This window comes from Pseudoalteromonas sp. L23 (genome assembly GCF_021728455.1).
Classification (GTDB): domain Bacteria; phylum Pseudomonadota; class Gammaproteobacteria; order Enterobacterales; family Alteromonadaceae; genus Pseudoalteromonas.
This window is the reverse complement of the sequence record NZ_JAKKCW010000001.1, coordinates 696,255-709,207: the sequence shown is the minus strand read 5'-3', so window position 1 is coordinate 709,207 and position 12,953 is coordinate 696,255. Positions and strand designations below refer to the sequence as shown.

The window sequence follows — 12,953 nt, the reverse complement described above, 5'->3', positions numbered from 1 at the left end:
TTGCTTTATGATAGCAAGATTAGCGTTTGTTTAGCCATTTACTCATCGCGGCATCATAGGCTTTTTTAATGGCACCGCCATCGCAAGGGCGAGGCGGAGTACGCCAGTTATTACTTAATCCCTCTGGTGTAGGAATACTCGGATCGAGTCTAACCTCAGTATAGCACAGGCCATTTTCACGGTAGACTTTATAATGTGGTGTGGACGCGAGTAGCTCTCTTGGCTTGCTCGCAGCACTGGTTTGATGCGCTTTAGGCACGGTGATCTGCTGCGGCTTTTTTTGGTTTTGGCTGAGTACAACGTCACTGGGAGTGCGCTCTAAAAGTTGCTGACGAAATTGAGAGATTGCTTTGCGATGGTCTAACTTTTTAGGTTGCGTGACGACTGCTGCTTTGGCTATGTGCTTGGTTGTACTTTCAACCGTAGGCTTTTTTGGTTCCGTTTGCGCAGTTTTTAGTACTTCAACCGTATCGTCCTTCAGTGTCGGTTTTAACTCCTTTACTGGCTTATCTTCAGTTATCGTCGGTGTCTCAATATGCTCCACCTTGGGCTTGGCAGGCTCAATAACCAAATAGGTTTTCATTGCCTTAATTTCTAAAGGCTTTGAGGGGATATAAATACTTTGCTGCAAATACCAGCCGAGCAGTAGATGCAGCACAATAGAGCCGATAATGGTGAAACTAATTAGGTTGTTTTGGAGCGGCCGCATTATTCTTATTAATCCTTGAGTTATGCAGAGTTAGAGCTTAATCAACGTGTAAATGTTCCCTTAATAGACGAATTATTCTGTGATTAGTTGCGCCGATATGTGTTTCAGTAAAGTTAATTCACGCAAAATGGACATCCCTTTGTTATTTGCATCAGCAAGTTTAGCTTCATTGTGGGCTATGGCTTGATTTATGTTAATCCACAAAGGTTTCATACCATTAGCAAGTTCGTAATTCTCCATTGTTGGCAGATCAAATTTGCCACAGATCTCACAAACGTAGCAATAAGAAATAATATGTACATTATCATGATCTGGTTTATACCAAGGACGATACTCTTCATAGCGACCAAAAGGAGTGAGACCTGTAATGGATACTGCACCAGTTTCTTCTTTTAGCTCGCGCTCTAATGCTGCTTCTAAGCTTTCCCCCTCGTTAACGCCACCACCTGGTAAGGTGTAATCGTCATAACGTTTGGTGTAAAGCATAAGAATGTCGTTGCCTCTAAGGACTATGGCGCGAGTGGTCTCTCTAGTAAAGCAGCTGCCTTGAAGCGGAATGACTGGGGTGTTGTTTAAGCTTTGCATGGGGGTTTTAACTTCAATTTAGGTAACAAGAATGGGTTTACAAAACGATACGCCTGCGTAAAAGCGGCGTATCGCGAATGAAGATATTAAAACGGAGCAGGGTACGCTTTAAATACAGTATCAATCTCGGCTAAAGACTCTGCACATAGCGGTTGTTCAAACGCTTGAATATTTTCTTTAAGCTGTGCCATGGTTGTCGCGCCGATAATAGTTGAAGTCACGCCATCGACTTGGTTGCACCAAGCTAGCGCCAGTTGCGCTGCAGTCATATTAAATTCTTTGGCGATTTCTAAATATTTTGCAACGGCTTCTTGTGCTAGTTGCGTATCTCTAAATAAGCCTTGTCTTTGCACTAAGGTAAAGCGGCTGCCTTCAGGTCTTGCGCCCCCTAAATATTTACCGCTCAACATCCCTCCAGCCAGCGGCGACCAAGGTAAATAGGCAATATCTTCGTTTACGCAACTCTCAATCAGGTAAGGCCAATCTTTGGCATGTAGCAAGCTAAACTCATTTTGAATTGAAACCGGCTTCGGTAGGTCGTGCTGCATCGCCAAATTAAGGTAAGTGTGAATGCCCCAAGGCGTATCATCAGAAAGGCCCCAATGGCGAATTTTACCCGCTTGAATACAGCTCGCTAAGCCTTCTAAAATATCTAGCATACCAGCGCGTTCTTCCTCGCGGTCAAGCGCACTCAAAGGCACCATGCCAGGCCATTGTTTACCAAAATGCGGTGAAGTACGGTTTGGCCAATGTAGTTGGTAGAGGTCGATATAGTCGGTATTCAGGCGCGCTAAAGAATCGTCCACCGCTTGGATCACAGATTGTCCCGTAATAGCACCGCCTTCACGGATCCAAGGTAATCCGCTGCCTGCAATCTTGGTTGCAAGCACGAGCTTTTCGCGCTTTTCTTGGTGCCGCTTTAGCCAATTGCCAATGATGGCTTCGGTTTTACCATAGGTTTCAGGTGAGGGAGGGACCGCATACATTTCAGCGGTATCAATGAAGTTAATACCACGGCTTAGTGCATAATTGATTTGCTCGTCGGCATCATGCTGGTTGTTTTGTACGCCCCAAGTCATGCTTCCTAAACAAATACGTGAAACTTCAAGTGGGCTACTACCAAGTCGTGAGTACTTCATGCAGGCTCCTGATTGATTGCTGAATGATTAAATATAGCCAAAGTAACGGATTTAGTACTTTGAACTGTATTGATATTGTTAGCATTATCTCTGTTTTGCAGTGCAAGTTGCAACAGACATCCACACAAGTATAGCCCAGAACACTATGGCCTATGTTCAAGATTGCAACAATTGGAAAATTAGCACATAATAAACACTGTTTATTTAGACAGTATTTTGACGTGCGTAAATTTATTCATATTGATATGGACGCGTTCTATGCATCGGTAGAAATGCGCGATAACCCCGAGCTTGCAAAGGTGCCGATGGCGATTGGTGGGCGGAGTCATCGTGGGGTGCTATCCACGGCTAACTATATTGCTCGGCAATATGGCGTGCGCTCGGCCATGTCGAATTATCAAGCGAAAAAACTCTGCCCTCAGCTGGTGATTGTACCGGGGAGAATGGAGGTATATAAGGCAATATCGCAACAAATTAGAACTATTTTTGCCCGCTATACTGAGCTAATTGAGCCACTGTCTTTGGATGAAGCCTATCTAGACGTCACTGAGTGTCAGCAATGTAATGGCAGTGCAACGCTTATCGCCGAGCAGATCCGAGCGGATATATTTGCAGAAACGGGCCTTACGGCTTCGGCGGGAATTGCGCCAATCAAGTTTTTAGCCAAAATTGCCAGCGATGAAAACAAGCCTAATGGTCAGTGTGTGATCCCGCCTCACCAAGTGAGCGCTTTTATTGATGTGTTACCTCTTAAAAAAATTCCAGGTGTAGGTAGAGTGACTCAACAGCGTTTGCTAGCCATGGGACTTGAGTATGGCCGAGATATTAAGGCACTGTCTGAAACTCAGTTACGCCAGTCATTTGGCAAGTTTGGCGCTGTATTATGGCGGCGTTGTCAAGGTATTGATGAGCGCCGAGTTGAGACCGATAGAGTGCGTAAATCGATAGGCGTTGAAACCACATTTGCAGAAGACACGCTCGACCTTGATACCTTAAAACAAGTCATAAAAGAAAAGTTGTTACCTGAATTGACTCGCCGAGCACAGCCTTATTTACAGCGTGGCTTTAATAAGCTTGGTGTTAAAGTGAAGTTTTACGATTTCACCCAAACCACCAAAGAATGCCAATACCAGCATATTGATTTGCCCGTTTTCGAAGAGCTATTGATTGAAGCGATGGCACGGCAAAAGTTTAAACCCGTGCGCCTCGTGGGCTTGCACTTAGGGCTAAATGAAAAATCTAACACACAAGCTCAACTGGGACTTTTTGATGGCTAATTCAGACCTACCTAGACTAAAAGATAACTGCAATTAGTTTATTTTGTGCTAGCTTCGAAGTTGTCGTGCAACAAACTAATCACGCGAACTGCGTGTAATTAAAACAACAACAAGAGGTAAGCATTATGCAATCCATAATGATCGTACTCTTCGGCATCATAGGGATGTTATTTGGATGGTTTGTCTATTCCAAATTTATTGCTGAAAAAATATTTAAAATGGATGACAACTTTGTCACGCCGGCTCATGAGCTTGAGGATGGCGTGGACTATGTTCCCACTAACAAAGTGGTATTGTGGGGGCATCACTTTACTTCAGTCGCAGGTGCTGCACCAATTGTAGGTCCAGCCATCGCTGTTTATTGGGGCTGGGTGCCTGCAGTGCTTTGGGTTGTATTCGGTACCATATTCTTTGCGGGTGTCCACGATATGGGCGCGCTGTGGGCAAGTGCTCGCCATAAAGGCAAGTCGATGGGCGCGTTGTCTGAAAGCGTAATTGGCAAGCGCACGCGTTCATTGTTTATGATAGTGGTCTTCCTTGTACTGCTCATGGTAAATGCCGTGTTCGGCGTGGTGATCGCAAACTCCTTCGTGGGTAACCCAAATGCGGTATTCCCCGCTTGGTCTGCTATCATCGTGGCACTTATCATCGGCCAATTGCTGAAACGAAAAGTGCCGCTAGTACCGCTCTGTATTATCGGGGTTATTGTGCTCTACGCGACCATTTATATGGGCAGTAGTATGCCGATTACCTTACCAACCGAAATGTTTGGTTTAAGCGACAAAGCCAATTGGATCATCATTCTGTTTATCTATGCTGCCGTAGCGTCATTGTTACCGGTTTGGATGCTATTACAACCTCGTGACTTTATTAACGGCATGCAGCTGTTAGTGGGGTTGATCCTACTTTATGGTGCGGTATTTGTTGTCATGCCAGATATCACTGCGCCTGCGTTTAATACCCAAACGGTAGAAAACACCCCGAGTATTATCCCCTTGCTGTTTGTGACTATTGCTTGTGGTGCGGTATCAGGTTTCCACGGTATTGTTTCGTCGGGAACGAGTTCAAAACAACTAGACAAAGAAAAAGACGGTCGTTTTGTCGGCTACTTAGGTGCAGTTGGTGAAGGCTCACTAGCACTTATCACTTTAGTCGCCGTGAGTGGTGTGATGCTCGCAGTATCTCCAGAAGAATGGCACGAAATTTATAGTCATCTTGGTGCTGGCAGTGTATCTGCCTTTATTAACGGTGGCTCAAATCTTATCAGTACAGGCTGGGGACTACCAGTCGAAATCGCATCAACTTTACTTGCCGTTATGGTTGTACTTTTTGCAGGCACTACCATGGATTCTGGCGTTAGACTTCAGCGTTATATTATTCAAGAGTGGGGTGAGATCTATAACATCAAGTTCCTGAACAACGGTATCATCGCGACTTTGTTGGCCGTTGCATGTTGTTTGCTACTCGCCTTTGGCGCTGGTGGCGCATCGGGTAGTGGTGGTATGGTGATTTGGCCGCTGTTTGGTTCAACCAACCAAATCTTGGCAAGCTTAACCTTGTTGGTTATCTCAGTGTATCTTATCAAACTAGGGCGTCCCGCTAAGTACACCTTGATCCCTATGGTATTTGTGCTGGTGATGGCGTTTTTTGCTGGAGTGATCAAGCTAGGTGAATACTACCAAAAAGGCAATTGGCTGTTGGTTGTGCTTGACGTCATCGTGCTGGTGGTCAGTATTTTGGTGATGTTAGAAGCTTGGTCTGTGATCAGCAAAACCAAAGCGAAACCAGATGAAGCCCGTGATATGTCGTAGTTCCCTTGGAACTTGACCACAAATCACCTATAGTCGGCCCTAATTCTAATATAGAAAAGGGCCGTTTTTATGTCTTTTCCAATCGCATTACCTTGTAACACCCTATTTGAAAGCGATGCAGATGCTATCGTTGTTGTTACTCATGATATTCAAAACCTTGGCAGTGCGGAGCTTGACGAAGTTGCTGCACCATTTTTAGCTGTAGATGCGCGCATTGCGCAAAAGGCAAGCCTGCTTGTTTCAGACAAAGTACCTGGCAAGCGCTTGGTGATTGCGCCAACCGGACCTCTCGACAGAGATTACGATGACGTTCGTCGTTATTTTGAAGCGGCAAAGGCTGGTATTTTAGAAGCGAAAGCGGCTGGTGCGGTAAAACCTGTGCTTGCTGTTGTAAATGTGCCAGCCGATGCTCGTTACGAAAATGCGCGTGCTGTCAGCTTTTTAGGTGCATGCCAAGGCTTATGGCAGCCATTAGAAGCACGTGAGTACCGTGGCGAAGCGATTGAACCAATCGAAGCGATTTATGTTTTTGAGGCGTCAGCACAATGCTGCGATCAACTGAGCGCAATCGCAGCAGGCCAATATGCTGCGCGAGATCTGTGTGGCACAGAACCTGAGCGCATGGCACCACCTCGTTTTGCTGACTACTGTGTTGAGCTATTTCAAGGTTCAGCGGTAAACGTTGAGGTTATCGCTGATCGTAAAATTATGGATGAACAGTATCCACTCTTAAGCACGGTAGCGCGTGCCTCTTACGCCGTTGAACGTCATCATCCTCGAGTTGTAAAAATGGCATACGAGCCTGAAGGTGACGTTGAACGTACCCTTATCTTTGTTGGCAAAGGTCTTGTGTACGATACCGGTGGTGCAGACTTGAAAGTGGGCGGTTTTATGGCGGGCATGAGCCGTGACAAAGGCGGTGCGGCGTCAGTGGTTGGTTTTATGGAAGCGGTTGCTAAGTATCAGCCAAAAGGCGTTAAGGTTATTGCTTACCTTGCCGTGGTTCGTAACTCGATTGGTTCTGACTGTTTCGTGCCGGATGAAATCATTGAGAGCAGAGAAGGCGTTCGCGTTCGTATTGGTAACACCGATGCGGAAGGTCGCTTGGCGATGGGTGACTTACTCAGCGAAGCGAAAGACTTAGCTCTGGGTGAGAAAAACCCTGAGATCTTTACGGTTGCAACACTGACAGGTCATGCAGCGCGCGCCATGGGCCCTTACAGTGCCTATGTTGAGAATGGTCCTGCACGAGCGGCACAAGTGTCTCGCAAGATTGCAGACATGGGCGACTTATGGGCAGATTGCGCGGAAGTATCGCGTAGCCGACGTGAAGACTATGACTTTGTAAAACCACGCACCCTTGCGGATGATGTGCTATCGAGCAACAACGCTCCATCGGCGGTTACCGCTCGTGGTCACCAATTTCCAATGGCATTTTTGGCAATTGTTGGTGGCTTAGACAAGCATGGTTGTAATGCAGAATTGCCAATTCCGTATGTACATATGGATATTGCAGGTAGCGGCGTTGAAGGTGGCGACTGGCAGCATGGCAAACCAACCGCTGCAACCGTTGCAAGCTTGTTTGCTCGGTATTGTATTTAATACCAATTGAATTAATTCTCTAATCAATTTTAAGGGTGAAATAGCGTATTAGCTTCGTTAAAAATTTCTCATTTAGAACAACTAAATAGCAAAATTTTTGCCTTGCTACTAAAGCTATTTTCCCGCTTCAAGATAGATCATTTACTTAATACAACTGGTATAAGATTGATAAAAGGGAAGCATTGCAGCTTCCCTTCTTGGTTGGGTAAACTAAATAACCTGAGCTGCGGATAATTAATGCCTTTCTAGCAGCTAGTTTTAGCGCTAACTGCGTTGAATTCACTTCCAATAGCCAGCTATTGGTGCGTAAATTCGCCTTGCCTACAGGATGTAGGTACCTTAGCGAGAGCAGGACGCGGAAGCGGTGTTTTCCCTAAAACTCTCTGGCTAGACAAGGAAAAAACTAAGTTGTGCTTTAGCAACAATGAGTTGGAACATTCCTTATCCAAACCTCAGGTTAAATAGTGTGTTATTTAGGGGCTAGTCCTCTGCGTTTTAATAGCGCTTCAGTCGTTGGCTCTTTTCCGCGGAATGCTTTGTAAGAGTCCATTACAGGTCTTGAGTTACCAACCGATAAAATATGTTTACGATATTTTTCGCCATTTTCAAGTTTAAGGCCACCGAGCTTTTGCACGTATGCATAGGCGTCGGCTGCTAATATTTCACTCCACATATAAGCATAGTAACCAGCAGAATAGCCGCCTCCCATAGAGTGCGCAAAAAATGCTGATTTATAACGCGGTGGAACGTAATCGAGGGCGACTCCATGCTTCTTCAGTGCCGCTTGTTCAAATTCATTGATATCAGTGGGTGCATGCTCAGGTGAAATTGTATGCCACTCCATATCTAAGAGCGCAGATGCCATGTACTCCAATGTATCGTAGCCCATATTAAAAGTTCGTGAGCGGATCACTTTATCAAGCAGTGTTTTTGGGATAGGTTCCCCGGTTTGGTAATGCTTTGCATAGTTACTGATAACTTCAGGGTGTGCAGCCCAGTCTTCCTCAAAGGTTGAGGGAAACTCAACAAAATCACGAGAAACAGCGGTTCCAGCAAGACTCGGATATTTTACGTCAGAAAACATCCCATGTAAGCCATGTCCCATTTCGTGAAACATAGTTGTCACTTCACTGTAGCTTACAAAGGTTGGTTCACCATCAGGTGCCTTTGCAATATTCATGACATTGATAACCACAGGCTTTTGGTTTAATAACTTAGATTGCCCTACAAATGAATTCATCCAAGCTCCACCACGTTTACCTTCTCTTGCAAAATAGTCGGCAAAGAATATCGCGAGGCTTTCACCATTGTTATCGATCAGTTCATAAGCCTTAACATCTGGATGATACACGGGTAAGTCAGTGCGAGCTTTGAAACTTACGCCGTACAGCTTATTCGTGGTATAAAAAACACCATTTTCTAAGACGTTATTAAATTCGAAGTACTTTTTCACTTCTGTTTCGTCCAGGTCATAACGAGATTGACGAACTTTTTCAGCGTAGTATGCCCAGTCCCAAGGTTTGATGTCGAACGAGTGCCCTTCGCTTTGAATAAGCGTTTTAATATCTGCTGCTTCCTTTTCCACGTTGGAAACAACGGCCGGCACCATGCTGCCAAGCATGTCATAAACTGCTTTAGGGTTTCCAGCCATTTGCTTTTCTAGGCCGTAGTCTGCCCAGCTTTTATACCCTAACAGCGCTGCTTTTTCGGCCCTTAACTGTGCCAGCCGGATGATAATTTGAGTATTGTCATTATCACCTGACTGAGCACGATAAGCAGAAGCTTGCCAAATCTGTTGCCTAAGTGCTCGGTTGGTTAAAGACGCTAAAATAGGTTGACGGGTCGTGTTGGTAATACCGATTAAGTACTTGTCTTTATGTCCTGCAGCTTCAGCCGCACGTTTAGTGGCAAGAATTTGTCTTTCTGTTAAACCGTCCAATGCGGCTTTATCATCAACAGTCACTGATATGGCAGACGTTTCTGCTAATAGGTTTTGTGAAAACTGGGTAGTCAGAGAGGAATGCTCTTCATTGATTTTGCGAATTTTCTCCTTATCTTCAGTACTTAGTTTTGCGCCAGCTCGCACAAAGTTGGTGTAGTAAACATCCAATAAACGCTTTGATTCTGAGTCTAGTTCGAGTGTGTTGCGATTATCATAAAGCGACTTTATACGATCAAATAATGCGGCGTTCAAATTGATGTTATCGCGGTGTTCTGCGAGCATTGGGGCTAGTTCTTTTTGTAATTGACGACGCTTTACTGAGCTATCAGTGCCTATTAAGTTAAAAAATACGCTACTGGTTCGCTTTAGCAGTGCACCACTTTTTTCCATTGCAACTAAAGTGTTTTCAAACGTAGGCGTTGCAGGGTTAGTTGCAATACGCGCGATTTCTTTGAGGTGCTCTGCCATACCCAACTTAAATGCAGGCATAAAATGTTCATCTTTGATCTGGTCAAACATTGGGGTTTGGTAGATTAAAGTACTGGCGTTGAACAGTGGATTGTGATGGACTGATTCACTTTTCTTAGGCACGCTAGATGCCACCTCCGTTGTATAATTTGAACAACCAGAGACAAAAAGCGTGGAGTAAATCGCAACGGCGATGATGGTCTTTTTCATAAACTTCTCAGTGTTTTTGTAATGTTATAGTGTATCTGTTGTGTGTTTGTAGTTGTGTTTTATCGCATAATAATGGCGGTATCATGATTCTTGCATCTTAGGCAGATAAGTGTTTATTAAGTCAGTTTTTGAGCCGGAAACTTATTATCAATGGCGACAGCATTGTGAGCATGCAAACTTTCTTGATGTTCAATTTTGAACCAATAATCAACAAATTGTGTGTTTTGCTCTAAAAATTGTTTGACTCGTCGTGCGGCATCTTCACAAAACATTAGGTTTTCTGCATTTAGCTTCGCAAATGCTTGTTCATCTTTACGTTTTACCGCAGTTTGAACTGGCGTGCCAATGGCCTGTTCTAGCGCTTTTATAAGGTTTGGAATGAGTGGCAACGTCCGTTCTGTTAGTTTTACTGTTACGTAAGCGAAAGAGCGCTGGCTATGAGGTGTGGCAATGCTCCCTTTTAGAGAGGTTATCCACGTCATTAGTTCGTGTTTTGAAATCATCTCTTGGGAAAACTGTTCTTCGATCTCTTCACTTAATGCTTGTCTAGAAAGCGCCGCTGAACAAGGGCAGGTACTTGAATAGGCAATAGTAAGTGATAACTCATAGCTAAGCTCTGAGTTTATATACTCACAATTAAGCGTGATAGGGTAACTTTGATAGCCGAATTGATCGCTCAACAATGCTGGTTTATCTATAGTTACTTCAAACTGTAACTCAAGCTTGGCTGCTTTGCTCAACCCTTGTTGAGATTGAACGGACTCCTTTAATAACGCTTCAATCGTTTTAATATTCAAAGGAGTCGTACTTAGTATCTCTCTCAAGCGAATGTATAACCGGGACATATGGATCCCTTTCGCCTCAGGTTTATCAAGGCTAACAAAAATATTTGCAAGAGCGTTAGCCCTTTGGTGAGAGGTGCTTGATATTTCCACTTCTAAAGGTATGGCAATTTTTTCCATACCCACCCACTTTAGCGGTAAGGCTGTTGTTGCAAGCTGCCCAGAGGCAACATCAGGTAAAGATACTGTCATATTTATTTCCGACGAGGTTTCTAGGGCCTGTTGATCTTTGCTGTTTGATTTTTGTTCTCCTGAGTGTGTTTTGGTCGCGACGCTCGACTTGCCGCCTAGTAATCTAGGCAAAAGTTGAGCAACAATGAACAAAGCGCACTCAGGTGAACCCAAAGGGCAGCGCTTGATTAGCATTTCTACTGTGTTCTCGCCTGACTCACATAGAATAACTATGCTACGCAGGCTCTGCCTTGTACAAATACCAATCAAAGTGCTGCAAAAACAAACTTGAAAGGTAAACATGCCCTAGCGATTAAAAATTAGTGGCATAGCGGCTGTGGGTGTATTAAGCGGTTGTTGGCCGTCATAAACGAGACTGCCATTCACCCAAGTTTTTAAAACTTTTGCTGAAAAACGGTGACCGTCGAATGGGGTCCAGCCACAGTGATAGTGTGTTTTCTGATGGCAAGTGGGTGTTTCGTGATGAGGGTTCACGAGCACTAAGTCAGCATAGTATCCTTCGCGAATAAAGCCTCTATCTACAATGTGATACCTTAACGCTGGATTATGTGCAACTTTCTCAACGAGCTGCTCTATAGATAAACGCTGATGATGCACATGGTCGAGCAAGCTTAATAATGCATGTTCAACTAAAGGCAAACCCGCAGGTGCTTGCTGGTAGGGGAGTTGCTTTTCTTGCCAAGTATGAGGCGCGTGATCAGTAGCAATAATATCTATTTGATTATTTCGCACTGCTGCTAACAAAGCATCACGATCGCTTTTCGCTTTAATCGCTGGGTTGCATTTTATTAGGTTACCCTGCAGTGCGTAATCTTCTTGACTGAACCACAAATGATGCACACATGCCTCTGCAGTAATATGTTTGTCGCGAATATCGCCTGAAGGGAATAAGCTCAATTCTTTTTCTGTTGTGATATGCAGTACATGTAAATCGCTACGATATTTTTTCGCTAAAGATAAAGCGTACGAAGAGGATGAATAACACGCTTCGGCGTCACGAATGATGGGGTGATCTTGAATTGTTAAACTGCCACTGCGTCCTATGCACATGGATAAGTTCTTTTCAATCACTCTTCCATCTTCACAATGGGTGACAATTAGGGTTGGACTTTCTCTGAAAATTGCGTCGAGTGCTTGTGGATGCTCAACGAGTAGATCGCCTGTTGATGCCCCCATAAAAACTTTAACACCGCAGTACTTCTTCGCATCTAAACGTTTTATTTGTTCTAAATTATCTTCGGTTGCCCCTAAGTAAAAACTATAGTTTGCTAGCGAGCTTCTAGACGCAATCGCGTATTTCTGTTCAAGAGCTTCAATGGTTGTAGTCGCAGGGCTTACGTTTGGCATTTCCATATAGCTGGTGATACCACCTGCCACAGCAGCTCTGGATTCTGAGGCTATATTACCCTTCTGTGTTAAGCCGGGCTCACGGAAATGTACTTGGTCGTCTATCATTCCAGGGAGTAGAAAATAACCTGTCGCATCCACAATATAGTCATTTGGCTGCGCAGTTATTGAGCTTGCAATTTTATTTATTCTGTTTTCAACGATAAGTACATCACATACTTGTGATTGATTCTCGTTGACCACAATTGCATTTTTTATCAGTGTGTTTTTCATATTATAGGGACCTATTTGTCAAGTTTGGCTTTGCAAAGGTTACATAAGCCAGGCAACTCTAAGCGTGCATTTGCAGCTGAAAATCCAGTGCTTTCTACCGCTTTAAATAGATGCTTGGCAGCCTCTTGAACAGAATCTATTTCTTCTATTTGATGGCAGGATCTGCAGACCAAGATCACGGATAGATGGTGATGGCACGCACCATCTAGACTCTTACAGGCTATATATTTATTTGCAGAATGGATCCGGTGTGCCAGATTGACTGACTCTAAGAATTCAAGAATGCGGTACACGGACATTGCTAGAATAGGAGAGTTGGTGCTTTTATTGTATTTGTCAGTAAGTTCATAAGCTGATAGCGGCTCGACTGTTTGCAATAATATTTCTAGCACGCTCTGTCGTTTTTCAGTTAAACGCAGCCCTAACGATTGGCATTTTGCTTGAGCCTGTTTGAGAATAAAGTTTCGTTGAGTTTTGTTCACGGCAATGACGACATAATCCACCTAGATATTGATACAATATAACATATCAAGCATAATTGATACAATATAACATT

10 protein-coding genes are annotated in these 12,953 nt (G+C 44.1%); 3 read left to right on the top strand and 7 right to left on the bottom strand.

The features are described 5' to 3' along the window. Positions 1-19 precede the first annotated feature (19 nt). The 3 genes from L3V43_RS03190 to L3V43_RS03180 form a co-directional block, all read right to left on the bottom strand. Positions 20-709 (bottom strand): hypothetical protein, encoded by a 690-nt coding sequence (locus L3V43_RS03190; protein WP_237115748.1) that lies wholly within the window; start codon positions 707-709, stop codon positions 20-22. A 72-nt stretch (positions 710-781) separates the two neighbouring features. Further along, positions 782-1,294, bottom strand: a complete 513-nt coding sequence (locus L3V43_RS03185) for an NUDIX domain-containing protein (protein WP_010605982.1) — start codon at positions 1,292-1,294, stop codon at positions 782-784. Positions 1,295-1,380: 86 nt separating this feature from the next. Next, on the bottom strand, positions 1,381-2,433 hold the full coding sequence (locus L3V43_RS03180; RefSeq protein WP_237115749.1) for an aldo/keto reductase: 1,053 nt from the start codon (positions 2,431-2,433) through the stop codon (positions 1,381-1,383). A 152-nt stretch (positions 2,434-2,585) separates the two neighbouring features. On the opposite strand from L3V43_RS03180, the gene dinB reads away from it, so the two are divergent. The 3 genes from dinB to L3V43_RS03165 all read left to right on the top strand — a co-directional run bounded on the left by dinB (position 2,586) and on the right by L3V43_RS03165 (position 7,123). Continuing rightward, positions 2,586-3,710, top strand: coding sequence for a DNA polymerase IV (gene dinB / locus L3V43_RS03175; protein ID WP_235368287.1), 1,125 nt, complete (start codon positions 2,586-2,588; stop codon positions 3,708-3,710). A 125-nt stretch (positions 3,711-3,835) separates the two neighbouring features. Then, positions 3,836-5,521, top strand: a complete 1,686-nt coding sequence (locus L3V43_RS03170; protein ID WP_102057443.1) for a carbon starvation protein A — start codon at positions 3,836-3,838, stop codon at positions 5,519-5,521. Between the two features lie 69 nt (positions 5,522-5,590). Next, positions 5,591-7,123 (top strand): leucyl aminopeptidase family protein, encoded by a 1,533-nt coding sequence (locus L3V43_RS03165; RefSeq protein WP_235368286.1) that lies wholly within the window; start codon positions 5,591-5,593, stop codon positions 7,121-7,123. A gap of 469 nt (positions 7,124-7,592) precedes the next feature. Here L3V43_RS03165 and L3V43_RS03160 read toward each other — a convergent pair whose 3' ends face one another. The 4 genes from L3V43_RS03160 to L3V43_RS03145 all read right to left on the bottom strand — a co-directional run bounded on the left by L3V43_RS03160 (position 7,593) and on the right by L3V43_RS03145 (position 12,900). Next, positions 7,593-9,743 carry a M3 family metallopeptidase gene (locus L3V43_RS03160; RefSeq protein WP_237115750.1) on the bottom strand — a complete coding sequence of 717 codons (2,151 nt, stop codon included), beginning with the start codon at positions 9,741-9,743 and terminating at the stop codon, positions 7,593-7,595. Positions 9,744-9,859: 116 nt separating this feature from the next. Further along, positions 9,860-10,777 carry a GTP cyclohydrolase FolE2 gene (folE2, locus tag L3V43_RS03155; protein WP_237115751.1) on the bottom strand — a complete coding sequence of 306 codons (918 nt, stop codon included), beginning with the start codon at positions 10,775-10,777 and terminating at the stop codon, positions 9,860-9,862. 285 nt (positions 10,778-11,062) lie between these two features. After that, the gene (locus L3V43_RS03150) at positions 11,063-12,397 is read right to left on the bottom strand and encodes a dihydroorotase (RefSeq protein WP_237115752.1); all 1,335 of its coding nucleotides are present in this window, start codon (positions 12,395-12,397) and stop codon (positions 11,063-11,065) included. Between the two features lie 11 nt (positions 12,398-12,408). Further along, entirely contained in the window at positions 12,409-12,900 is a 492-nt protein-coding gene (locus L3V43_RS03145) for a Fur family transcriptional regulator (RefSeq protein ID WP_233525180.1), read from the bottom strand. Positions 12,901-12,953 lie beyond the last annotated feature (53 nt).

Coding starts and splice junctions, on each gene's coding strand:
- L3V43_RS03190 (WP_237115748.1), bottom strand. CDS start 709: ATGCGGCCGCTCCAAAACAACCTAATTAGTTTCACCATTATCGGCTCT.
- L3V43_RS03185 (WP_010605982.1), bottom strand. CDS start 1,294: ATGCAAAGCTTAAACAACACCCCAGTCATTCCGCTTCAAGGCAGCTGC.
- L3V43_RS03180 (WP_237115749.1), bottom strand. CDS start 2,433: ATGAAGTACTCACGACTTGGTAGTAGCCCACTTGAAGTTTCACGTATT.
- dinB (WP_235368287.1), top strand. CDS start 2,586: ATGTTCAAGATTGCAACAATTGGAAAATTAGCACATAATAAACACTGT.
- L3V43_RS03170 (WP_102057443.1), top strand. CDS start 3,836: ATGCAATCCATAATGATCGTACTCTTCGGCATCATAGGGATGTTATTT.
- L3V43_RS03165 (WP_235368286.1), top strand. CDS start 5,591: ATGTCTTTTCCAATCGCATTACCTTGTAACACCCTATTTGAAAGCGAT.
- L3V43_RS03160 (WP_237115750.1), bottom strand. CDS start 9,743: ATGAAAAAGACCATCATCGCCGTTGCGATTTACTCCACGCTTTTTGTC.
- folE2 (WP_237115751.1), bottom strand. CDS start 10,777: ATGACAGTATCTTTACCTGATGTTGCCTCTGGGCAGCTTGCAACAACA.
- L3V43_RS03150 (WP_237115752.1), bottom strand. CDS start 12,397: ATGAAAAACACACTGATAAAAAATGCAATTGTGGTCAACGAGAATCAA.